The following is a 21,871-nucleotide window of genomic DNA, read 5'->3' as shown; positions in this document are numbered from 1 at the left end:
AACCTGACATGGCGGTAATGGGTCTCACCTCCTCGGTACGTCCGCTGCTGGGAACGGCAACGTTACCCGAGCCCCCGGTACCGCGCCCACCCCCAGGGCCGCCACGGCGGCGCGCGGGTCGTCGGCGTGGAAGCGCAGGACGCGGGCCTGCGCGGGCACCCCGAGGGGGCGCAGGAACGTGACGGGCTCGGTCAGTTCGACGGTCACCGTGGTCTGGCCGCCGACGACCAGGTCGACGGTGCCGTCCCCGGCGAGCGTGACGAGCCGTCCGTCGGGGAAGCGCCGGTCGACACGGGCCGCGGCGATGCGCCCGGCGGGTACGCGGACGTCGACGAGGGCGCCGTACCGCAGCCGCAGCGAGCCGTCCGCCCCCACGACGTGCGGGCGCACCACGCAGGCCGCGTGCAGGGCCAGGACGAAGAAGCAGCCCCAGACGTCGAGGACGAGGGTGACGGCGTGCACCGCTGGCCAGGGGATGACCAGCGCGAGCACCACCGTCTCGACGACGGAGACGAAGAGGAAGCCGTACATCGTCGCCGTCTGCGCCCCGGTGTACGGGACGGCCACGGCGCCCTCGCCCACCCCGTGCGGACGGCGCGCGATCCAGCGCACCAGGCCCACGGACAGGGCGAGTTCATGGCGCATCAGGCGCCGCGCGGGCACCGGGACGGTGTCCCGCACGGCGGTCCACGCGGCCCGGCGGCGCGACAGGCCCCGCCGCCGGGCGTCCCGGTGCGCCCGGACCACCTTCGGCAACCGCCACAGCAGCACGGCGGTCATGCACAGTTCCGCGCCCCGGAGCACCGGCTCCGGCACCGGCACGCCCGCCACCAGGCACGCGGCGAGCACCGCCTCGGCCACCACCAAGGTGCCCAGCGCCCACGCCCCCCGGCGGCTCACCGGGCACGCTCGCGCAGCAGCCGGATCGCCTGCCGTACGGCCTCGGCCTGGGCGGGCGCGTGGTCGTCGAAGAACGCGGCGGCGAAGCCGCCCTCCGCACCGCCCTCCGCCGTGCCGTCCTCACCGGTGGCGTCGATCGAGGCGGCGACCTCGTCCGGGACGGAGTCGGCGATCGCCCGGGCCACCTCCGCGACCCGGGGGTCGTCCACGGCCGCCCCGGCCAGTTCGTCCATCCGCGCGTACACCTCGTAGGCGCGGCGCATCGCGCCCGGATCGGAGCCCATGGAGCGCAGCAGGCCGGTGAGCCAGCCCCGGGCCTCGGGGGTGGCCGCCGTGTCCAGCAGCGCGAGCAACTCGCGCTCCTTCACGGCCATCGCGGGCTCGGGCCCGGCCAGCTCCGCCGAGGTCCGGGCCATCTCGGCGAAGAGCGCGGCCAGTTCCGGGGAGACCGGTGCCTCCGCGGGCAGTCCGCCGCCGGCCTCGGCCTGCGCGAGGAGTTCGGCGAGGCGGACCCGCCGCGACCGGATGGCCTCCTCCTGCCGGGCGAGGTCCGCGTCGAGCTCCGCCAGCACCTCGTGCAGTTCCTTGCCCGCGTCGTCCGCGAGCACGTCCCTGACCTCGTCGAGGCCGAGGCCGAGCTCCGTCAGGCGCCGGATGCGGGTGAGCTCGACGGCGTCGCGCAGACCGTAGTCGCGGTAGCCGTTGACCCGGCGCGCGGGCTCGGGCAGCAGCCCGATGCGGTGGTAGTGCCGCACGGTGCGGGTGGTGACCCCGGCGAGGGCGGCGAGTTCTCCGATGCGCATGAGCCCAGTAGAGACCTTGACGCTGCGACAAGGTCAAGGACCGGACGGCGCGGGCCGGGCATACAGGGAAAACCCTGGGGAAATCCGGCCCCGGACCTTTGGCACCCACGGGGCTCGGCATCAACGCCTCGACCGGCCTGATCTCCGGCACCCCCACGGCCGCGGGCACCTACCAGACCACGGTGACCGCCACCGACGGCACCGGCGCCTCCGGTTCCGCCTCCTTCGGCTGGACCGTCTCCCCCGCGGGCGGCGGCACCTGCACCGCGGCCCAGCTGCTCGGCAACCCGGGCTTCGAGTCCGGCAGCACCTCGTGGACGGCGTCCAGCGGCGTCATCACCAGCGACATCGGTGAGGCCGCCCACGGCGGCACGTACAAAGCCTGGCTGGACGGCTACGGCTCCACCCACACCGACACGCTCTCCCAGACGGTGAGCGTGCCGAGCGGCTGCCGTGCCACGCTGACCTTGTGGCTGCACGTCGACTCCGCCGAGACGACCACCACCACCGCCTACGACAAGCTGACCCTGACCGCCGGCTCCACCACCCTGGCGACCTGGTCCAACCTCGACAAGGGCACCGGGTACACCCAGAAGTCCTTCGACCTGTCCTCCTTCGCCGGCTCCACCGTGACCCTGAAGTTCACCGGCACCGATGACTCCTCCCTGCAGACCGGCTTCGTGGTCGACGACACCGCCCTGACCACGGCCTGACCCCGCCTTCCCGCGGGAAGGGTCCCGGCCGCCGGCACGCGGCCGGGACCCTTTTGCGCCTGGAACACGTCAAAGAGGAAAGGAGGCCATCCATGCGTCATACGACAGCCGCGGTCCTCGCGGCGACCGCACTCCTGCTGACCGGCTGCGGCACGCAGTCCGGCGGCCCCGCGGACGGCGGCCGGAGCAGCGCCCCGGGCGCCACCGGCAGCGCCGGTTCCGGGGCGGGCTCGGGAGGGGCCTGCGCGGCCGGGGCCGCGCTCACCGCCGCGGACACCGGCCGCACCGTCTGCGTCACCGCGGGCGGCACCGTCCGCGTCACCCTCGACGGCACGCCGGACCGCCCGTGGTCCCCCGTCACCGGCGAGGGCGGCGCCCTCACCCCCACCAACGCGGGCATCGGCGCCCCCCGCGGCGACACCATCGCCGCCTACCGCGCCACCGCCCCCGGCACGGCGCGGCTCACCGCCACCCAGCCGCTGTGCGCCACACCCACCGCCCCGGACCAGGTGGCCTGCCTGGGACTGCGGGAGTGGACCGTCACCGTGCGGGTCGCCGACCGGTGAACACGCCCTCCCTCCAAGGAGGTTGTACGGAGCCGGGCATCGAATCGGCCACGGTATCCCCACCGCCGGGCGAAGCGCCGGTTACGGATCGGCGCGGGCCGACAATGCGGTGGCCCGCTGTCAGAGGCATGACGTAGCGTTCCCTCTTGCCGCCGACGAAGGCGCGCCGGGCCCGCCACGGGGTCCGCGCCCCGCGGCGCACCCACGTCTCGCCGGAAGACCTCCGGCCACCCACGCCTGCCTGGGGGGAACCAGCTTGCGCACCCGCCACCTCGCGGGCGGGACGGCTCTGTCCGTCCTGCTCGCCACCGCGTCCCTGCTCGGGGTCACGGCGACGCCGGCCGCGGCCGACGGCCCCACCGCCGTCGCGACCGCCGGGGACACCGCCAACGTCGCCGAGGCCGCGACCACCCTCACCGTCAACGCCCCCGCCACGGCGGTGCCCGGCGCGGAGGTCGCGGTCACCGGCATCCTCGGCTCCACCGAGCCGTTCGCGGCCGGCACCGAGGTCACCGTCACCCGCACCGACCCGACCGACACGACCGGCACCGCGCTCGGGAACGCGGCCGTCGCCGAAGACGGCACCTTCCAGATCAAGGACACCCCGGCCGTACAGGGCAACAACACCTACACGGTCACCTACGCGGGCGACGCCACCCACGCCGCCGCCAGCGCGACGGCCACCGTCACCGTCGCCCGGGCCTCGACCACCCTCAACGTGTCCGCCCCGGCGACGGCCCTGCCCGGCGCGGAGGTCACGATCAGCGGCTCCCTCGGCTCGACCGAGGACTACGCGCCGGGTACCGCGGTCACCATCACCCGCACCGACAGCCACGGCGGGACCGGAACCCCACTGGGTACCGCGACGATCGGCGAGTACAACGTCTTCCAGCTCAAGGACACCCCCGCCGTCCAGGGCAACAACACCTACACGGTCAGCTACGCGGGCGACGCCACCCACGCCGCCGCCACAGCCAAGAGGACCGTCAACGTCACCCGGGCCGCCACCACGCTCACCGTGAACGCCCCCGCCACCGCCAAGCGGACCACGAAGATCACGGTCGGCGGCAAGCTCACGGCCTCCGCGCCCTTCCCGGCCGGTACCAAGGTCACGGTGACCCGGACCGACCTCACCACCCCGAAGGGCAAGTCGCTCGGCACCAAGACGGTGGCGTCCAACGGCACGTTCAGCTTCACGGACACCCCGTACACCGGCGGCACCGTCACCTACTCCGCGCACTACGCGGGCGACGCCACGCACGTCGCCGCCCTGGGCAAGGACAGCGTCGCGGTCTCCCGGGCGGCCACCTCGGTCAGCATCAAGACCAACCACTCGACCTACTCCTACGGTTCGACCGCCACCGTCACCGGTCACCTCGGCAAGACCGGCAAGAGCCGTGTGCTGTCGATCTACGCCAAGGCGTCGGACGGCACGAAGAAGCTGGTCAAGACCGGCAAGGTCAACTCCTCCGGCGACTTCAAGGTGACGTACAAGGTCACCCGGAACACCACGTTCTGGGCGTCGTTCGGCGGTGACTTCTCCTACGCGCCGAAGTCGGTGTCCCGTTCGATCGGCACGCAGGTCAAGGTCTCCACGTCCGTCTCCCATCACTACAAGACGGGCAAGATCGGCTCGACCACGTACTACTGGTTCCACAAGAACACCGACCCGCTGCTCACGACGTCGATGACCTACCACGCGGGCCGCTCGCAGCGGTTCGAGCTGCAGGTCTACTACCAGGGCCGCTGGTACTCCGCGGGCACCGAGTACTTCCAGCTGGGGACCGACGGCAAGTGCCGCGTGCAGCTGGGGGCCCCGGGCGAGGCCGGGATCCGGGCCCGCATGCGCTCCTCGTACATCAAGGGCAGCTCGGGCGACAGCCTGAACGCCACCACCTACGGCCCGTGGAAGTACCTGTACTTCACCAAGTGACGCCGTCCGGCGGACGCACACGGGCACGACGCACACGGGCGAGGCCGCCCCGGAGGTTTCCGGGGCGGCCTCGCCCGCGTCGCGGGTCAGCCGTGGACGCGGGCGACGGCGCGGACCGGGGCGCCGTCCGCGGCGGCGAGCCGGAGGGGGAAGAGGGCGACGTCGACCGCGCGGCCCTCGGCCAGGGCGGCCAGGACCGGGGCCAGGTTGGTGAGGTTCTCCGCGATGACCCCGCCCGCCCCGCACAGCACGCGGTGGGCGGGGAGGGAGTAGTCCGGGTCCGGGTCGCCTGGATCGGGCGTCGGGTCGACGCTGAGGGCGTCGACGGCCACCGTGCGGATCCCGGCGTCCACCACCGCCCGCGCCGCCTCCGGGGTGAGCCAGGGGTGGGCCGCGTAGTGGCCGGTGCCCCAGTGGGCGGACCAGCCGGTGGCCAGCAGCAGCACCGAGCCCGGGCGGGCCGCCGCCAGCGCGGGGGCCAGCGCCCCGGGCGTGACGGCCGCCCTCGGGGCGAGCCCGCGCACGTCGGCGGCGACGGCCGGTCCCGCGAAGCGGTCCAGCGGCAGCTCGTCCAGGGCGGGCCAGGCGTCGTCCACGTGGAAGGGGGCGTCGACGTGCGTGCCGGACTGGGAGCCCAGGTGCAGCCGCAGCACGTTCACCCCGTCCTCGGCGGCCCGCAGGGCGGGAGCGACCTCGACATCGGGGTCGCCGGGGTACACCGGCATGCCGGTCACCACGGGCACGGACAGGTCCACCCACCCCGGGCCACCGGCCGCCACGCTCATGCCTCCGCTCCGGCCAGGACGGCCCGGTCCGCGTCGTCCGCACCGGGCCCGGTGATCGGCGGCACGGGGGTGGGGGTGTCGGCCAAAGCGGGCTCCTGGGGTCGCGCGGGGGTGGGTGGGCGCAGGGGATCATCCCAGGTTCAGGGCTGGATGTGGACGGTGGTCCCGGCGCGCGGGCCGCCGGCCGGGAATGGACGGATCATCCACCACGCCCGCGCCGGGGGCGAAGGCTCAGGCCTCGCCGGCCTCGAGCAGGTTCGCGGCGGCACCGACGATCCTCGGGTCGGGCACGCCCACGACCTCCTCGTCCTTGTCGCCGTAGTCGAAGCGGCCCAGCACGGCGCGCATCGCCTCCACACGGGCCCGCTTCTTGTCGTTGCTCTTCACCACCGTCCAGGGCGCCTGCTCGGTGTCGGTCTCCCGGAACATCGTGACCTTGGCCTCGGTGTAGTCGTCCCACCGGTCCAAGGAGGCCAGGTCCATCGGGCTCAGCTTCCACTGCCGCACCGGGTCGACCTGGCGGATCGTGAAGCGGGTCCGCTGCTCGTCGCGCGACACGGAGAACCAGAACTTCACCAGGTCGATGCCGTCGTCCACGAGCATCCGCTCGAAGGCGGGCGCCTGCCGCATGAACCGCTGGTACTCGTCCTCCGTGCAGAAGCCCATGACCCGCTCCACGCCGGCCCGGTTGTACCAGGACCGGTCGAAGAGCACGATCTCGCCCGCGGTCGGCAGGTGCTCCACGTACCGCTGGAAGTACCACTGCCCGCGCTCGCGCTCGGTCGGCTTCTCCAGCGCCACCACCCGCGCCCCGCGCGGGTTCAGGTGCTCGGTGAACCGCTTGATCGTCCCGCCCTTGCCGGCCGCGTCGCGCCCCTCGAAGACGATCACCAGCCGTCGGCCGGTCTCCTTGATCCAGCTCTGCAGCTTCAGCAGCTCTATCTGCTGGAGCCGCTTGTGCCACTCGTACTCCTTGCGCTCCATGCGGAAGTCGTACGGGTAGTTCTCGCGCCACGTCTCGACCGGGCTGCCGTCCGGCCGGATCAGCACGGGGTCGTCCTGGTCGGTGTAGTCGACCTGCATCCCGGCGAGCAGATCCAGGTCCGCGGGGTGCGGGAGCGTCGTCATGCCGCCTCTCACCTCCGGGTCCGCGGGAACGGGCGTACGCCTTTCCCACCGTAACGCTGCCCCCCGCCACCCCGCCCCACGCCCCGGCGAACCCCGCATGACGTACACCGGTACACCTCCCGTGCCCCCGTCCTCGGCGCAGGTGAGCCGGGGGCGGGGGCGCGGGGGTCAGCGGCGGCAGCGTTCCAGGCCTTCGGGGCTGTAGCAGGGGAGGTGGCCGTGGGACTTGACGACGTCCTGGCCGGCGCCTCGGATCATGTAGGTGAGGAAGCTCGCGGCGAGCGAGCCCGTGGCGGGGCGGTCGTAGGTGTAGGCGTACTCGATCTCCGTGAAGGGGTAGCTGCTGTCGCCGATGGCGGCCGGGGTGGGGGTGCGGCCGTTGATGCTCAGGGTGTGCAGGCCCTGGGAGGCCGTGGCGGCGCGCAGCTCGCCGTAGCCGATGGCGCCGGGGAGGCGGGCGACGGTCTTGAGGACCTGTTCCGTGCTGTCCAGCTCGCAGCGGATGGCCTTGTCGTCGGGGGAGTTGCGGGTGCGGCAGTCGCGCGAGGTGAAGGCGGGCTCGCCGTGGCCGCCGAGGATGTGGCGGCGGAACAGGTCGCGCGTGCCGGAGTCGGCGTTGCGGCTGACGAGGAGGACGGGCAGGTCGGGGCCGCCCAGTTGTCTCCAGTTGACGACGGACCCGCTGTATATGCGCCGTATCTGCTCGACGGTCAGGTCCCGGACCGGGACGTCGTCGTTGACGACCAGCGCGAAGGCGGAGACGGCGACGCGGTTCTCCTCCAGGCGCGGCTCGCCGTCCGGTTTGGGGCCGTCGGAGAGGGCGACGACGCCGGAGGCCCCGGTGTCGGCGAGTTCGCGGACGCCCTCGTTGCTGCCGTGCGCGTCGACCGTGATCCTCGCGTCGGGGCAGTCCCCGGCGTAGCGGCGGGCGAGTTCGTCCATGACCGGGGCGAAGGCCGTGGAGCCGGTGACGGTGAGCCGTCCTGCGGCGCAGCCGATGGGCGGCGGCGGGTCCTCGCGGACGACGATGATGCCGGCCAGGACGGTCACGCAGAGGGTGAGCAGGATGGTGATCCACCGGGCGGCCCGGCTGAACAGCGGCGGCTTGGCGTCCACCGGCATGGCCTTGTTGGGGACCACCACGCCGTCGCGGACGCCGCCGGTGACCCGGACGCCGCCGCCGACGTGCCCGCCGGTGAGCAGCACGAGCAGCTTGAAGTGCTGGCCCCGGTTGAGGGGGACCCGGGGCAGGTGGATCACGTTGCCCTGGTGCCGTACGCCGCCGGTGTCCCCCGCGGGGGCGAAGTGGTCCATCAGCGGCCCGGCATCGGCCTCGGTGACGGCCACGCCGCGTACCGTGCGGCCGGCGAAGACGACGGTGAGCGCCCGGTCCGGGTCGCGGTTGGTGTAGTCGGTGTCGGTGACGGCCTCGCCGCCGTCGTTCTCGACCCGGATCAGGACCAGCGTGGCGTCCGACATGTCGGGGAGGTCGTTGAAGAGCCCGAGCCGTACGCTGCGGCCGCCGCCCCCGCCGTCGGGGTCGTCGCTGCCGATGGGGGTGTCCATCTGGACGCGGTAGCCGATGCGCCGCCGGCGCGGGACGCGGCGCTCGTACCAGACCACGCCGACGGAGACCACCAGACCGAGCAGCGCGGTCAGCACCGCCACCACGTTGTCGGCGCTCAGCCAGTCGCCCACCTCTCGCCCCGCTCCCCGGTGATCTCTCCTGCAGTGCGGTCACCGTACGGCGCCGCCTGGGCCCCGGCGGCGCCTTCCCCGTCCCGCCGTCGGATGTTCGCCGGGTGTTTCCCGGTCAGGCGCGGCGGACCCGGCGGACGCTCCAGTCGAAGCCTCCGCGGCACACCACGGCGCCCGTCGCGTCCCTGATCTCCGCGACCGTCGCCAGCCGTGCCCGGTCGCCGTCCCCGGACAGCACGCCCCGCAGCGTGCGCCGCGCGGACTCGTCCAGCGCGCAGGAGGCCACCAGCCGGCCGCGTGCCGGAGCGAGGAACTCCACCGTCGCCGCGGCCCCGAGCGGCACCACGCCGTCGAACTCCCCCGGGCCCTCGACCGCGGCGATCACCGCGGCCAGACCCGCCGCGTCGAGCAGGGCGATCAGCCTGCTGGAGTGCAGGCTGCCGATCACGTTGGTCAGCCCGTGCGGGGTGTCCAGCGCCACCTCGGCGGCGCAGTCCTCGGCCCGCAGCACCTGGATCCCCGCGGTCCGATGGGCCGGTACCGGTTCCAGCAGGGAACGTGCCAGCGCGGTGGCGTCCATGCGCCCAGGCTCGCGCTCCCGGCCGACGTCCGCGTTACGGGGGGCCGTCGCCCCGCCCAAGACCGGGGGGAGACATGCCCTGCGCCGCCCCGGACACTTTCCGTTGCACAGGCGAAAGTTTGCACCGTACCAACAACCACAGCCCGCGCTCAGGGAAATCGCGCAGGAGTACCACCGCGCCGCGACGGGCCCTACCGTCCGGAGGCGCGTACGGATCCCGACCCACCCAGGAGGCGCGATGAAGGCCAACCGGTTCACGGCGGGGACCGCCCTGGTCGCCGGAGCGCTGGTGTGCACGATCGCCGCGCTCGTGTACCCGGCGATGTCCGGGGCGAACGTCGCGGCGTCCTCCCCCGAGGCGCAGGCGGTGACCACCCCGTACGGGCCGCTGACCCCCCTCGACCGGGAATTCGTCGTCAAGGTGCGGCTCGCCGGGCTGTGGGAGTTCCCCGCCGGGCAGATGGCGGAGCAGAAGGGCACCACCCAGGCGGTCAAGACCGCCGGGCGGCACCTCATCGACGGGCACACCGCACTGGACAGCGCCGACCGCACGGTGGCCGCGCAGCTCGGCATACCGCTGCCCAACCAGCCCACGCCGCAGCAGATGGGCTTCCTCGGCACCCTGTCCTCCGCCTCCGGGGGCGACTTCGACAGCAAGCTCGCCAACATCCTGCGGCTGACCCACGGCCAGATCTTCAACACGATCGCCAAGGTCCGCTCCACGACCATGAACAGCCTCGTACGGCAGCTGGCCGACCAGGCCAACGACACCGTGCTGGACCACATCACCGTCATGGAGCGGACCGGGCTGGTGGACTTCCCGACGATCGTCGCGCAGACCACCGCCAGTCCGACCACGGACCCCAAGGACCTGATCGCGCCGACACCCGTCCCGGGCGAGCCGACGCTCATCGTCAACCCCTCGGCCGCGCCGCCCCCGGCCTCGGCGGCGCCGACCGTCGGGTGACGCCCGCGGCGCCCTACTCCCCGCCCTCCAGGTCGCCCTCGGTCTCCAGGAAGGCCTGCCGCAACTGCTCGACGACCTCCGGGTCCGGCTCGGCCCACATGCCGCGCGACTCCGCCTCCAGCAGCCGCTCCGCCATGCCGTACAGCGCCCAGGGGTTGGCCTCCTGGAGGAAGGCGCGGTTCTCCGGGTCCAGGACGTAGGTGCGGGCGAGCTTGTCGTACATCCAGTCGGCGACGACACCGGTCGTGGCGTCGTAGCCGAAGAGGTAGTCGACGGTGGCGGCCAGTTCGAAGGCGCCCTTGTAGCCGTGCCGCCGCATCGCCTCGATCCAGCGGGGGTTGACGACCCGGGCGCGGAATACCCGGGAGGTCTCCTCGGCCAGGGAGCGGGTGCGCACCGTCTCCGGGCGGGTGGAGTCGCCGATGTACGCCTCGGGGGAACGGCCGGTCAGCGCGCGGACGGTGGCGACCATGCCGCCGTGGTACTGGTAGTAGTCGTCGGAGTCGGCGATGTCGTGCTCGCGGGTGTCGGTGTTCTTCGCGGCCACCGCGATCCGCCGGTAGGCGGTCTCCATCTCCTCGCGGGCCGGGCGCCCGTCGAGGCCGCGCCCGTAGGCGTAGCCGCCCCAGACCGTGTAGACCTCGGCGAGGTCGGCGTCGCTGCGCCAGTCGCGGCTGTCGATCAGCTGCAGCAGACCCGCCCCGTACGTCCCCGGCCGGGAGCCGAAGATGCGGGTGGTGGCGCGCCGTTCGTCGCCGTGCGCGGCGAGGTCGGCGCGGGTGTGGGCGCGCACGAAGTTGACCTCGTCCGGCTCGTCCAGGCCCGCGGCCAGCCGTACCGCGTCGTCCAGCAGGCCCACGACGTGCGGGAACGCGTCCCGGAAGAAGCCGCTGATGCGCAGGGTGACGTCGACGCGCGGGCGGCCCAGCTCCTGCGCGGGAACGGCCTCGACGCCGGTGACACGGCGGGACGCGTCGTCCCACACCGGCCGCACGCCGAGCAGCGCCAGCGCCTCGGCGACGTCGTCGCCCGCGGTGCGCATCGCGCTGGTGCCCCACAGCGACAGGCCCACCGACTCCGGCCAGGTGCCGCCGTTGTCCTCGCGGTAGCGGGCGAGGAGGGAGTCCGCGAGGGCCTGGCCGGTCTCCCAGGCGAGCCTGCTGGGCACGGCCTTGGGGTCGACGGAGTAGAAGTTGCGGCCGGTCGGCAGCACGTTGACCAGGCCGCGCAGCGGCGAGCCGGACGGGCCGGCGGGCACGAAACCGCCGTTCAGGGCGTGCACGACGGCATCGGTCTCGTCCGTCGTACGGGCCAGCCGCGGCACGACCTGCCGGGCGGCGAACTCCAGCACGCGGGCCACGTCCTCTGGCAGGCCCTTGGCGGTCTCGGCGACGGCTTCCGGCGCCCAGTCCGCGTCCTCCATGGCCTGCACCAGCGCGCGGGCCTGCTCCTCGGCCGCGTCCGCGGTCACGCGGGTGGCCGCGGACTCGTCGAGGCCCAGGGCCTCCCGCAGCCCCGGCAGCGCGGTGGTGCCGCCCCAGATCTGCCGGGCACGCAGGATCGCCAGCACCAGGTTGACGCGCGCGGCGCCGGTGGGCGCCTGGCCCAGCACGTGCAGGCCGTCGCGGATCTGGGCGTCCTTGATCTCGCAGAGCCAGCCGTCGACGTGCAGCAGGAAGTCGTCGAACTCCGCGTCGTGCGGCCGGTCCTCCAGGCCCAGGTCGTGGTCGAGCTTCGCGGCCTGGATCAGCGTCCAGATCTGGGCGCGCACGGCGGGCAGCTTGGCCGGGTCCATGGAGGCGATCGCGGCGTGCTCGTCGAGCAGTTGCTCCAGGCGCGCGATGTCACCGTACGAGTCCGCGCGGGCCATCGGCGGGACCAGGTGGTCGACGAGGGTGGCGTGGGCGCGGCGCTTGGCCTGGGTGCCCTCGCCGGGGTCGTTGACGAGGAACGGGTAGATCAGCGGGAGGTCGCCGAGGGCGGCGTCGGGGCCGCAGGCGGCGGACAGGGCCGCGTTCTTGCCGGGCAGCCACTCCAGGTTGCCGTGCTTGCCCAGGTGGATCATCGCGTCGGCGCCGAAGCCGCCGTCGGCCTGCGCGGTGGCGATCCAGCGGTACGCGGCGAGGTAGTGGTGGGAGGGCGGCAGGTCCGGGTCGTGGTAGATCGCGATCGGGTTCTCGCCGAAGCCGCGCGGCGGCTGGATGAGGATCAGCAGGTTGCCGCGGCGCAGCGCGGCCAGCACGATGTCGCCCTCGGGATCGGCGCTGGTGTCCACGAACATCGAGCCGGGCGGCGGGCCCCAGTGCTCCGTCACCGCGTCCCGCAGCTCCTGCGGCAGCGCGGCGAACCAGCGGCGGTAGTCGGCGGCCGGGATGCGCACCGGGTTGGCGGCCAGCTGCTCCTCGGTCAGCCACTCCTGGTCGTGGCCGCCCGCGTCGATCAGGGCCCGGATCAGCTCGTCGCCGTCACCGGAGACCATGCCCGGGATCTCCTCCCCGGGCCCGAAGTCCCAGCCCTCGGCGCGCAGCCGGCGCAGCAGCGCGACCGCGCTGGCGGGGGTGTCGAGGCCCACCGCGTTGCCGATCCGGGAGTGCTTGGTCGGGTACGCGGACAGCACGAGCGCCAGTCGGCGCTCCGCGACCGGGATGTGCCGGAGCCGTGCGTGGCGGACGGCGATGCCCGCGACGCGGGCGGCGCGCTCGGCGTCGGCGGCGTAGATGGGCAGGCCGTCCTCGTCGACCTCCTTGAAGGAGAACGGGACGGTGATCAGCCGGCCGTCGAACTCGGGGACGGCGACCTGCGTCGCGGCGTCCATCGGGGACAGGCCCTCGTCGCTGCCCTCCCACACCTCGCGGGACGAGGTCAGGCAGAGCGCCTGCAGCACCGGCACGTCCAGCGAGGCGAGCGCGCCCGCGTCCCAGGCCTCCTCGTCGCCGCCCGCCGAGGCGTCGGCCGGGCGGGTGCCGCCGGCCGCCAGCACGGTGGTGACGACGGCGTCCACACCGCGCAGGGCGTCGAGCAGCTCGGGTTCGGGCGCGCGCAACGAGGCCACGTACAGCGGGAGCGCCCGGGCGCCGGCCTGCTCGATCGCGGTGCACAGGACCTCCACGAACGCGGTGTTGCCGCTCATGTGGTGGGCCCGGTAGTAGAGGACGGCGACCAGCGGGCCGTCGGTGACGGTCGCGGCGCGCTCCAGCCTGCCCCAGGAGGGGGCGGAGGCGGGGGGTTCGAAGCCGTGCCCGGTGAGCAGCACCGTGTCGGACAGGAAGCGGGCCAGCTGCTCCAGGTTGGCCGGGCCGCCGTGCGCGAGGTACGCGTGGGCCTCGGCCGCGATGCCGACGGGCACGGTGGACAGCTCCATCAGCTGTGCGTCCGGGGCCTGTTCACCGGTGAGCACGACCACCGGCCGGGGCCCCGCGAGCAGCGCGTCCAGGCCCTCCTCCCAGGCGCGGCGTCCACCGAGGAGCCGTACGACGACCAAGTCGGCGCCGTCGAGGAGGCCGGGCAGGTCCTCCGGCCCCAGCCGGGCGGGGTTGGCGAAGCGGAACGGGACGGCACCGCCGGCGGCGTTCGCGGCGCGGACGCTGAGCAGGTCGGTGTCGGAGGTCGACAGCAGCAGGATCACGTCAGGCGTGCCTTCCTCGGGGTCCGCGCCCCGGGCCGGTGGAGGACGGCGGGAGTTCCTGGCTCCCGAGGCCCGGCGCTCGTGCGCCGGCCCCCGGTGACAGTGGCGGGACCGCACCGGAATCGCACCGGTTTCCTCCGCTGATGCCGTCGATGGCGTGGGCGCGGCTGGGTGACCTGCCCGCGCAGCATAGTAAGCGCTGGGCCGCTCGCACGGGCCCCGCGGCCCGTAGGTCCCCGAGTACCCCGCGGGTATGCTCGCGGCCATGCCGTCGCCCTCCGATCCCCCCGTGAGCGGCGCCTTCGCCGCAGCGACGGCGGGGCGCGGACGCGACGACGCCTGCCCCGGCGCACTGCGGCTGCACGCCGCCGACGACGGTGCGCTGGCCCGGATCCGCATCCCCGGCGGGCTGCTGACGATACGTCAGGCCGAGGCCCTGGCGGCCGCCGCGGACCGCCTCGGCGACGGCCGCATCGACCTCACCTCCCGCGGGAACCTGCAGGTGCGCGGGCTGCGCGATCCCGGCGCGGGGACGGAATTGGCGGCGCTGCTCGGCGCGGTGGGACTGCTGCCCTCGTGGGCCCACGAACGGGCCCGCAACGTCGTCGCCTCGCCGCTCGCCGGGCTCGACGGCCGCGGCCACGGCGACCTGCGGGGCTGGATACGCGAGTTGGACGCCCTGCTGTGCGCCTCACCGGCCGCCGCGAGGCTCTCCGGCCGCTTCCTCTTCGCCCTCGACGACGGCCGCGGTGACACCGCGGCGCTCGGCGCCGATGTGACATTGATCGCGCGGTCCGGCACCGCCACGGCCGAACTCCGCATCGCCGGGCGGCCCGTCGCGGAGGTACCGGCCGACGACGCGCCGCGCTGGGCGGTACGCACCGCGGAGACCTTCCTCACCCTCGCCGCCGAACGCGGCGCCCGTGCCTGGCGCGTCACCGACATCGACCCGGACGGCACCGCCCTCGCCGTGCTGCTGCACGCGGCGGGCGCCCCTCCCGCAGGCCCCTCGGACGCCACCGCGGGCGGCCCTCCCCAGCTCGGTCCCGTCCCGCACCCGGGCGGAACCACCTGCGCGCTGTCCGTGGGCGTACGCCTGGGCCGCCTCACCACCGGGGCCTGGCGGCTCCTCGCGGAGACGGCACGTTCCGGCGAAGGCGAGCTGCGGATCACGCCCTGGCGCGGCGCCGTCCTGCCGGGACTCCCGGCGGACGCGGCCCCCGAGGCGCTGGAAAGCCTGGCCGCGGCCGGGTTCCTGACCGGCGAGGACTCCCCGTGGCGCGGGGTGACCGCCTGCGCCGGGCGGCCCGGGTGCGCCAAGTCGCTGGCGGACGTACGCGCCGACGCCCGGGCCGCGCTGCGCGACGCCGCCCCCGAACCGGGGCACCGCCTGCTGCCCGTGCACTTCTCGGGCTGCGAACGCCGCTGCGGCCACCCGGACGGCTCGTGGGTCGACGTGGTCGCCGGCGCCGACGGCCGCTACCGCGTCGCCGTGGCCGGCGCCGTCTCCGCCGAACCCGCCGACGTCACCGCGGACCTGCGCACCGCCCTGCACACCGCCCGCCGCACCAGCACCAGCACCCCACCACCCCCGAGGACGACGTGACCGCGTACGAGAAGGACGGACCGGAGATCTACCGTCAGTCCTTTGCCATCATCCGCGCCGAGGCGGAACTCGACGGCCTGCCACCGGACGTGGCGCAGGTCGCCGTCCGCATGATCCACGCCTGCGGCATGACCGACCTCGTACGGGACCTGGCCTACAGCCCCTCGGTGGTCGCGGACGCGCGCGCCGCGCTGCGCGCCGGGGCACCGATCCTCTGCGACGTGCAGATGGTCGCCAGCGGCGTGACCCGCAAGCGGCTGCCCGCGGACAACGAGGTGGTCTGCACCCTCTCCGACCCCGCCGTCCCGGCGCTCGCCGCCGAACTCGGCACCACGCGCAGCGCCGCCGCGATGGAACTGTGGCGGGACCGGCTGGAGGGCGCCGTCGTCGCCGTCGGCAACGCCCCGACCTCCCTGTTCCGGCTGCTGGAGATGATCGAGGCGGGCGCCCCGCGCCCCGCGGCGGTCATCGGCGTGCCCGTCGGTTTCGTCGGCGCCGCCGAGTCCAAGGACGCCCTGGCCGCGCACCCCTCGCGCCTGGAGCACCTGGTGGTGCGGGGCCGGCGCGGCGGCAGCGCCCTGGCGGCGGCCGCCCTCAACGCCATTGCGACCGAAAGCGAAATCCTATGACCACCGGCCGTCTCTACGGAGTGGGCCTCGGCCCCGGCGACCCCTCCCTGATGACCGTGCGGGCCGTGGAGGTCATCCGCTCCGCCGACGTCATCGCGTACCACTGCGCCCGGCACGGCCGCAGCATCGCCCGCTCCATCGCCGCGGCGCACATCCGCCCCGAGCAGATCGAGGAGCGGCTGATGTACCCCATCACGACGGAGACCACCGACCACCCCGGCGGCTACCGGGGCGCGCTGGACGACTTCTACGCCGAGTCGGCCGAGCTGCTCGCCGCGCACCTGGACGCCGGGCGCACCGTCGCCGTGCTCGCGGAGGGCGACCCGCTCTTCTACGGCTCGTACATGCACATGCACAAGCGGCTCGCCGACCGCTACCCGGCCGAGGTGATCCCTGGCGTCACCTCCGTCAGCGCCGCCGCCGCACGCATCGGGCGGCCCCTGGTGGAGGGCGAGGAGGTCCTGACGATCCTGCCCGGCACGCTGCCGGAGGAGGAGCTGGCGGCCCGGCTGGCGACCGCCGACGCGGCGGCCGTGATGAAGCTCGGCCGCACGTTCCCCGCCGTGCGCCGGGCCCTGGGGACCGCCGGGCGGCTGGCGGACGCGCACTACGTCGAGCGGGCCACGATGGACGCCGAGCGCCTGGAGATGCTGGCCGACGTCGACCCGGAGTCGGTGCCCTACTTCGCCGTCGCGGTGCTGCCCAGCCGCGTCGACGAACGGCCCGCCCCCGACCCGTCCCCGGCGGACGGCGAGGTCGTGGTCGTCGGTCTCGGCCCTGCCGGGCCGATGTGGCTGACGCCGGAGGCGAGGGCCGCGCTCGCCGGGGCGGACGAACTCGTCGGCTACACCACCTACATGGACCGCGTCCCGGTCCGCCCCGGGCAGTCCCGGCACGCCTCCGACAACCGCGTCGAGGCCGAACGCGCCGAGTTCGCCCTCGACCTCGCCCGGCGCGGGCGGAGGGTCGCCGTGGTGTCCTCGGGCGACCCGGGCGTCTTCGCCATGGCCACGGCGGTGCTGGAGGCCGCCTCCGCCGAGCCCTACCTCGGCGTCCGCGTACGGGTCGTGCCGGGCATCACCGCCGCCCAGTCGGCGGCGGCGCTCGCAGGCGCGCCCCTCGGTCACGACTACGCGGTCGTGTCGCTGTCGGACCGGCTCAAGCCCTGGACGGTCGTCGAGGAGCGGCTGCGCGCCGCCACGGCCGCCGACCTCGTGCTCGCCCTGTACAACCCGGCCTCCCACAGCCGCAGGACGCAACTGGAGACCGCGCTGAAGGTGCTCCGCGAGGGCCGTGTGCCGGGGACGCCCGTGGTCGTCGCCCGGGACGTCGGTGGACCCGAGCAGGCCGTACGGGTCACGACGCTGGAGGACCTGGACCCGGCGACCGTCGACATGCGGTGCGTGCTGCTCGTCGGCTCGTCGCAGACGAGGGCGGTACGGCGCGCCGACGGCACCACGGTGGTGTGGACGCCGCGGCGCTACCCGGCCTGACGCCCGGGACCCCCGTTCAGGCCGTGCGCGCGCGGAGCCACTCCAGCGCGCCCGGCACGTCCGGGACGACGGGGACGCCCGCCGGGACCGGCGGGCGCTCCACGACGACCACGGGCAGGCCCAGTTCGCGGGCGGCCGCGAGCTTGGGCGCGGTGGCGGTGCCGCCGCTGTCCTTGGTGACCAGCACGTCGACGCGGTGCCGGCGCATCAGCTCCAGCTCCCCGTCCAGGGTGAACGGGCCGCGGTCCAGCAGCACCTCCATCCGCGGCGGGTGCGGCGGCTCCGGGGCGTCCACCGAACGCACCAGGAACCACAGGTCCGTGACCCCCGCGAAGGCCACCAGCCCCGTACGGCCCGTGGTGAGGAAGACCCGCCGGCCGAGCTCCGGCAGCACCCGGGCCGCCTCCGCCAGTGAGGCCACCGGGTGCCGGCGGTCGCCGGGACCTGCGACCCACCCGGGGCGCCGCAGCGCGAGCAGGGGAACATGGGTGCCCGAGGCCGCCTCGGCGGCGTTGAAGGACATCGTCCCGGCGAAAGGATGGGTGGCGTCGATGACCACGTCGACCGCGTGCGCGCGCAGCCACGCCGCGAGCCCCGCCGGGCCGCCGAAGCCGCCGGTGCGCACCTCGCCCGGCGGCAGCCGCGGCCGCTCCACCCGTCCCGCGAGCGAGCTGGTGACCCGCCACGCCGCCGGTTCGGCGGCCAGCGCCTCCGCGAGGCGGCGTCCCTCCGTGGTGCCGCCCAGGACGAGGACGTGCTGCTGTCTGCCGGTCACCCCCGCACCCTACGGTGCGCCGTGAGCGGCGGCCGGAGCGCCCAGCTGGAGCGGACCGGGCTGCGGCACGGCTGGACCACCGGCGCCTGCGCGACGGCGGCCGCCACGGCCGCGTACACCGCCCTGCTGGACGGCGAGTTCCCCGACCCGGTGACGATCACCCTGCCGAAGGGGCAGCGCCCCGCCTTCGCCCTGGCGGTGGAGGAGCGCGGCCCCGGCTGGGCCACCGCGGGCGTCGTCAAGGACGCCGGGGACGACCCCGACGTCACGCACGGCGCGCTCGTCCGGGCCACCGTGCGCCACGGTGCCCCCGGCAGCGGGGTCGTCTTCCGTGCCGGCCCCGGCGTCGGCACCGTCACCCGGCCCGGGCTCCCGCTCGCCGTCGGCGAGCCCGCCGTCAACCCCGTCCCGCGCACGATGATGCGCGACCACCTCGCCGAGGTCGCGGCCCGCCACGGCGCCGCCTGCGACGCCGAGATCACCGTCTCCATCGACGACGGCGAGGAGTTGGCGCGCAGCACGTGGAACCCACGGCTCGGCATCCTCGGCGGACTGTCGGTGCTCGGCACCACGGGCATCGTCGTGCCCTACTCCTGCTCGGCGTGGATCGACAGCATCCGGCGCGGTGTGGACGTGGCACGGGCGGCGGGCCGCACCCATGTCGCGGGCTGCACGGGTTCGACGTCGGAGAAGGTCGCCGTCGCCGTGCACGGGCTGCCCGAGGACGCGCTGCTGGACATGGGGGACTTCGCGGGCGCCGTGCTGAAGTACCTGCGCCGCCACCCGGTGCCGCGGCTCACCATCGCGGGCGGCTTCGCCAAGTTGTCCAAGCTGGCCGCCGGGCACCTCGACCTGCACTCCTCCCGCTCCCAGGTCGACAAGGCCTTCCTCGCGGACCTGGCCCGCCGCGGCGGCGCCGACGAGGCCCTGGCCGAGGCCGTCGCCACCGCCAACACCGGCCTCCAGGCGGTCCAGTCGTGCCTCGCCCACGGCGTCCCCCTCGGCGACCTGGTCGCCGAGGCCGCCCGCCGCACCGCCGTCGGCGTCCTGCGCGAGGCCCCCGTCGCCGTCGACGTCATCTGCGTCGACCGCGCCGGGACGATCGTCGGCCGCGCCGGCTGACCCGCCGTGCGGGCCCGGACCCGTCGCCAGGCTCGGCGCATGAGAGCCGCGGGAACGTTCACCGTCACGGCATTCGTGCCGACCGAGCTCGTACCGGAGCCGGCCGTGACCACCGGGACCCCGGTCGGGGTCGCCACGATCGGGAAGACCTTCGAGGGCGAGGTCACCGGCCGCTCGTCGACCCTGTTCACCGCCGCGTACGACCAGGCGAGCGGCATCGGGACGTACGTGGCGATGGAGTCCTTCGAGGGGACGCTGAACGGCCGTGAGGGCACCTTCAACTTCGCGCACTCGGCGACGACCTCCGGGAGCGACCGCGCCGCCGAGTTCTTCGTCATCGTCCCCACGAGCGGCACCGCCGCACTGACCGGCATCACCGGCACCGGTGGGCTCGCGGTCGACGAGGACGGCACCCACCGGATCTGGTTCGACTACGACCTCGGCCGAGGCCCCGGGCGGGAACCCTAGGAGGAGGCGCCGCAGTCCGCCGCGTGCCGGTGGACGCGCTCGGCCGAGTACAGGTGGCTGTCGCGGAACTGCTCCGCGCCCAGCGTGCGGCCGACGATGATGACCGCCGTGCGGACCACACCGGCCGCCTTGACCTGCTCCGCGATGTTGTCGAGCGTCCCGCGCAGCACCAGTTCGTCGGGGCGCGAGGCCATCGCGACGACGGCCGCCGGGCAGTCGGCCCCGTAGTGCGGGGTGAGTTCGGCCACCACGCGGTCGACGTAGCGGGCCGCCAGGTGCAGCACGATCAGCGCGCCGCTGCGGCCCAGCGTCGCCAGGTCCTCCCCCTGCGGCATGGGCGTGGCCTGCTGCGCGATACGGGTGAGGATGACGGTCTGGCCGACGGTCGGCACCGTCAGCTCCCGCTTCAGGGCCGCGGCGGCCGCCGCGAAGGCGGGGACGCCGGGGACGACGTCGTACGGGACGCCGGCCGCGTCGAGGCGGCGCATCTGCTCGGCGACGGCGCTGAACACGGAGGGGTCGCCGGAGTGCAGCCGGGCCACGTCGTGGCCCTCCTCGTGGGCGCGGACCAGCTCCTGCGTGATCTGGTCGAGGGTGAGCTGGGCCGTGTCCACGAGCCGGGCGTCCGGCGGGCACTCGGCGAGCAGTTCGCGGGGGACGAGGCTCCCGGCGTAGAGGCACACCTTGCTGGCCGCCAGGATCCGCAGGCCGCGCAGGGTGATCAGGTCGGCGGCGCCGGGTCCGGCGCCGATGAAGTGGACGGTCATGGCTGCACTCCCGCGGGTTTGACGGCGGACCACTGGGTGACGGGCATGGCCTGGCGCCAGCCCGTGAAGCCGCCGACCGGGGCGGCGTGCGCGACGGCGAGCCGGACGAGTTCGCCCCCGTGCCGGGCGTACCACCGCGCGAGCAGGGCCTCGGACTCCAGCGTGACGGTGTTGGCGACCAGCCGCCCGCCCGGCCGCAGGGCCGCCCAGCAGGCCTCCAGGAGGCCGGGCGCGGTGAGCCCGCCGCCGACGAAGACGGCGTCGGGGACGGGCAGTCCGTCCAGCGCGGCCGGGGCGGCGCCGGTCACCACCCGCAGCGCCGGGACGCCGAGCGCGGCCGCGTTCCGGGCGATGCGCTCCGCGCGGACGGCGTCACGTTCCACGGTGACCGCGCGGCAGGTGCGGTGCGCCCGCATCCACTCGACGGCGATCGAGCCCGAGCCGCCGCCCACGTCCCAGAGCAGCTCGCCGGGCGCGGGCGCGAGCACGGCCAGGGTCGCGGCCCGTACGTGGCGCTTGGTGAGCTGCCCGTCGTGCTCGTACGCGCTGTCGGGCAGCCCGGGGACCAGGCCAGGACGCGGCGCGGAGGCCGGCTCCGCGGCGCACTCGACCGCGACGACGTTCAGCGGATCGCCGGGCGGGTGCGGCCAGTCGCCGGCGGTACCGTCCAGGATCCGTTCGCGGGGCGAGCCCAACTGCTCCAGCACCCGCAACCGGCTGGCGCCGTAGCCCCGTTCGCGCAGCAGCCCGGCCACCACGGCCGGGGTGTCCGCGTCCCGGCTCAGCACCAGCACCCGGCGCCCGTCGTACAGCGCGCCCGCCAGCGTGGCCGGTGGCCGCCCCACCAGGCTCACCACGTCGGTGTCCTCCACCGCCCAGCCGAGCCGCGCGCAGGCGTACGACACCGAGGAGGGGTGGGGCAGCACCCGGAGGCGGTCCGCTCCCAGCACCTCGGTGAGGGTCCGGCCGATGCCGTGGAACATGGGGTCACCGCTGGCCAGCACCGCGATCCGCCGCCCCGCGTGCGCCGCGATCAGCCCCGCCACGGCCGGCCGCAGCGGCGACGGCCAGGCGACCCGCTCGGCGGTCACCTCGGGGGGCAGCAGCTCCAGCTGGCGCGGGCCGCCGAGGACGACCCCCGCCCCGGTGAGCGCCTCGCGCGACGCCCCGGCCAAACCGGGCCAGCCGTCGGCGCCGATCCCGACGACGGCCACGGGGGCGGACGCGTCGTCGTCCATCACGGTCACCTCGGAGGTCGGCGGGAACGGTCGGGCACAGCAGCCGCACTCTACGTGAAGTGCCAGGTGGGCCCC

Annotated in this window: 18 protein-coding genes, 1 pseudogene and 1 riboswitch; of the genes and pseudogenes, 9 read left to right on the top strand and 10 right to left on the bottom strand. The window is 74.9% G+C overall.

Annotated features, from left to right (window positions below):
• Window positions 1-24: 24 nt before the first annotated feature.
• Window positions 25-900 carry a hypothetical protein gene (locus ACFYYN_RS01295; RefSeq protein ID WP_500544254.1) on the bottom strand — a complete coding sequence of 292 codons (876 nt, stop codon included), beginning with the start codon at window positions 898-900 and terminating at the stop codon, window positions 25-27.
• Window positions 897-1,703 carry a MerR family transcriptional regulator gene (locus ACFYYN_RS01290; RefSeq protein ID WP_500544253.1) on the bottom strand — a complete coding sequence of 269 codons (807 nt, stop codon included), beginning with the start codon at window positions 1,701-1,703 and terminating at the stop codon, window positions 897-899. The genes ACFYYN_RS01295 and ACFYYN_RS01290 overlap by 4 nt, the downstream gene beginning before the upstream one ends.
• 65 nt (window positions 1,704-1,768) lie before the next feature.
• Here ACFYYN_RS01290 and ACFYYN_RS01285 point away from each other — a divergent pair.
• The 3 genes and pseudogenes from ACFYYN_RS01285 to ACFYYN_RS01275 all read left to right on the top strand — a co-directional run.
• Window positions 1,769-2,416 (top strand): annotated as a pseudogene (locus ACFYYN_RS01285) (Ig domain-containing protein); the annotation flags it as partial.
• A 92-nt stretch (window positions 2,417-2,508) separates the two neighbouring features.
• Window positions 2,509-2,982, top strand: a complete 474-nt coding sequence (locus ACFYYN_RS01280; protein ID WP_500544252.1) for a hypothetical protein — start codon at window positions 2,509-2,511, stop codon at window positions 2,980-2,982.
• 256 nt (window positions 2,983-3,238) lie between these two features.
• Window positions 3,239-4,915, top strand: a complete 1,677-nt coding sequence (locus ACFYYN_RS01275; protein ID WP_500544251.1) for an Ig-like domain repeat protein — start codon at window positions 3,239-3,241, stop codon at window positions 4,913-4,915.
• 86 nt (window positions 4,916-5,001) lie between these two features.
• On the opposite strand, the gene ACFYYN_RS01270 is transcribed toward ACFYYN_RS01275, so the two are convergent.
• The 4 genes from ACFYYN_RS01270 to ACFYYN_RS01255 form a co-directional block, all read right to left on the bottom strand.
• On the bottom strand, window positions 5,002-5,700 hold the full coding sequence (locus ACFYYN_RS01270; RefSeq protein ID WP_500544250.1) for a cyclase family protein: 699 nt from the start codon (window positions 5,698-5,700) through the stop codon (window positions 5,002-5,004).
• Between the two features lie 231 nt (window positions 5,701-5,931).
• Window positions 5,932-6,828: a polyphosphate kinase 2 gene (gene ppk2, locus ACFYYN_RS01265; RefSeq protein WP_500322474.1), complete on the bottom strand. Its 897-nt coding sequence runs from the start codon at window positions 6,826-6,828 to the stop codon at window positions 5,932-5,934.
• Window positions 6,829-6,996: 168 nt separating this feature from the next.
• Entirely contained in the window at window positions 6,997-8,526 is a 1,530-nt protein-coding gene (locus ACFYYN_RS01260) for a PstS family phosphate ABC transporter substrate-binding protein (RefSeq protein WP_500544249.1), read from the bottom strand.
• Window positions 8,527-8,641: 115 nt separating this feature from the next.
• Complete coding sequence (locus tag ACFYYN_RS01255) at window positions 8,642-9,106, bottom strand: DUF4442 domain-containing protein (RefSeq protein ID WP_500544248.1); 465 nt, start codon at window positions 9,104-9,106, stop codon at window positions 8,642-8,644.
• Window positions 9,107-9,344: 238 nt separating this feature from the next.
• Between ACFYYN_RS01255 and ACFYYN_RS01250 the strand changes: the two genes are divergently transcribed.
• Window positions 9,345-10,073 carry a DUF4142 domain-containing protein gene (locus ACFYYN_RS01250; protein ID WP_500359146.1) on the top strand — a complete coding sequence of 243 codons (729 nt, stop codon included), beginning with the start codon at window positions 9,345-9,347 and terminating at the stop codon, window positions 10,071-10,073.
• 13 nt (window positions 10,074-10,086) lie between these two features.
• Here the strand turns inward: ACFYYN_RS01250 and cobN are convergent, their stop codons facing one another.
• Window positions 10,087-13,698 carry a cobaltochelatase subunit CobN gene (gene cobN / locus ACFYYN_RS01245; protein ID WP_500544247.1) on the bottom strand — a complete coding sequence of 1,204 codons (3,612 nt, stop codon included), beginning with the start codon at window positions 13,696-13,698 and terminating at the stop codon, window positions 10,087-10,089.
• Window positions 13,699-13,750: 52 nt separating this feature from the next.
• Window positions 13,751-13,836, bottom strand: a riboswitch (cobalamin riboswitch).
• Between the two features lie 115 nt (window positions 13,837-13,951).
• Here cobN and cobG point away from each other — a divergent pair.
• The 3 genes from cobG to ACFYYN_RS01230 are packed head-to-tail and all read left to right on the top strand — an operon-like array spanning window position 13,952 to window position 17,426.
• Window positions 13,952-15,304 (top strand): precorrin-3B synthase, encoded by a 1,353-nt coding sequence (cobG, locus tag ACFYYN_RS01240; protein ID WP_500544246.1) that lies wholly within the window; start codon window positions 13,952-13,954, stop codon window positions 15,302-15,304.
• Window positions 15,301-15,933 carry a precorrin-8X methylmutase gene (locus tag ACFYYN_RS01235; protein ID WP_500359143.1) on the top strand — a complete coding sequence of 211 codons (633 nt, stop codon included), beginning with the start codon at window positions 15,301-15,303 and terminating at the stop codon, window positions 15,931-15,933. Before cobG ends, ACFYYN_RS01235 begins: the two co-directional genes overlap by 4 nt.
• The gene (locus tag ACFYYN_RS01230) at window positions 15,930-17,426 is read left to right on the top strand and encodes a precorrin-2 C(20)-methyltransferase (RefSeq protein WP_500544245.1); all 1,497 of its coding nucleotides are present in this window, start codon (window positions 15,930-15,932) and stop codon (window positions 17,424-17,426) included. Before ACFYYN_RS01235 ends, ACFYYN_RS01230 begins: the two co-directional genes overlap by 4 nt.
• 16 nt (window positions 17,427-17,442) lie before the next feature.
• Here ACFYYN_RS01230 and ACFYYN_RS01225 read toward each other — a convergent pair whose 3' ends face one another.
• Window positions 17,443-18,201 carry a cobalt-precorrin-6A reductase gene (locus ACFYYN_RS01225; protein WP_500544244.1) on the bottom strand — a complete coding sequence of 253 codons (759 nt, stop codon included), beginning with the start codon at window positions 18,199-18,201 and terminating at the stop codon, window positions 17,443-17,445.
• Between the two features lie 21 nt (window positions 18,202-18,222).
• Here ACFYYN_RS01225 and ACFYYN_RS01220 point away from each other — a divergent pair, with 21 nt between their 5' ends.
• Both ACFYYN_RS01220 and ACFYYN_RS01215 read left to right on the top strand, forming a co-directional pair.
• Window positions 18,223-19,323, top strand: a complete 1,101-nt coding sequence (locus tag ACFYYN_RS01220; protein WP_500544243.1) for a cobalt-precorrin-5B (C(1))-methyltransferase — start codon at window positions 18,223-18,225, stop codon at window positions 19,321-19,323.
• A 39-nt stretch (window positions 19,324-19,362) separates the two neighbouring features.
• Window positions 19,363-19,791: a DUF3224 domain-containing protein gene (locus ACFYYN_RS01215; protein ID WP_500322458.1), complete on the top strand. Its 429-nt coding sequence runs from the start codon at window positions 19,363-19,365 to the stop codon at window positions 19,789-19,791.
• Here the strand turns inward: ACFYYN_RS01215 and cobM are convergent.
• Both cobM and cbiE read right to left on the bottom strand, forming a co-directional pair.
• Entirely contained in the window at window positions 19,788-20,558 is a 771-nt protein-coding gene (cobM, locus tag ACFYYN_RS01210) for a precorrin-4 C(11)-methyltransferase (RefSeq protein ID WP_500544242.1), read from the bottom strand. The two genes, ACFYYN_RS01215 and cobM, sit on opposite strands and share 4 nt — an antisense overlap.
• Window positions 20,555-21,796: a precorrin-6y C5,15-methyltransferase (decarboxylating) subunit CbiE gene (cbiE, locus tag ACFYYN_RS01205; RefSeq protein WP_500544241.1), complete on the bottom strand. Its 1,242-nt coding sequence runs from the start codon at window positions 21,794-21,796 to the stop codon at window positions 20,555-20,557. Before cbiE ends, cobM begins: the two co-directional genes overlap by 4 nt.
• Window positions 21,797-21,871 lie beyond the last annotated feature (75 nt).

Source organism: Streptomyces sp. NPDC001902 (assembly GCF_042891295.1).
Lineage (GTDB): Bacteria > Actinomycetota > Actinomycetes > Streptomycetales > Streptomycetaceae > Actinacidiphila.
Note: the sequence above shows the minus strand (reverse complement) of the source record. Positions and strands in the feature narration are given on the sequence as shown.

Excerpts from the sequence above, each read along its gene's own strand:
- ACFYYN_RS01290 (WP_500544253.1), bottom strand. The coding sequence starts at position 1,703 with ATGCGCATCGGAGAACTCGCCGCCCTCGCCGGGGTCACCACCCGCACC.
- ACFYYN_RS01280 (WP_500544252.1), top strand. The coding sequence starts at position 2,509 with ATGCGTCATACGACAGCCGCGGTCCTCGCGGCGACCGCACTCCTGCTG.
- ACFYYN_RS01270 (WP_500544250.1), bottom strand. The coding sequence starts at position 5,700 with ATGAGCGTGGCGGCCGGTGGCCCGGGGTGGGTGGACCTGTCCGTGCCC.
- ppk2 (WP_500322474.1), bottom strand. The coding sequence starts at position 6,828 with ATGACGACGCTCCCGCACCCCGCGGACCTGGATCTGCTCGCCGGGATG.
- ACFYYN_RS01255 (WP_500544248.1), bottom strand. The coding sequence starts at position 9,106 with ATGGACGCCACCGCGCTGGCACGTTCCCTGCTGGAACCGGTACCGGCC.
- ACFYYN_RS01250 (WP_500359146.1), top strand. The coding sequence starts at position 9,345 with ATGAAGGCCAACCGGTTCACGGCGGGGACCGCCCTGGTCGCCGGAGCG.
- cobG (WP_500544246.1), top strand. The coding sequence starts at position 13,952 with ATGCTCGCGGCCATGCCGTCGCCCTCCGATCCCCCCGTGAGCGGCGCC.
- ACFYYN_RS01230 (WP_500544245.1), top strand. The coding sequence starts at position 15,930 with ATGACCACCGGCCGTCTCTACGGAGTGGGCCTCGGCCCCGGCGACCCC.
- ACFYYN_RS01215 (WP_500322458.1), top strand. The coding sequence starts at position 19,363 with ATGAGAGCCGCGGGAACGTTCACCGTCACGGCATTCGTGCCGACCGAG.
- cobM (WP_500544242.1), bottom strand. The coding sequence starts at position 20,558 with ATGACCGTCCACTTCATCGGCGCCGGACCCGGCGCCGCCGACCTGATC.
- cbiE (WP_500544241.1), bottom strand. The coding sequence starts at position 21,796 with ATGGACGACGACGCGTCCGCCCCCGTGGCCGTCGTCGGGATCGGCGCC.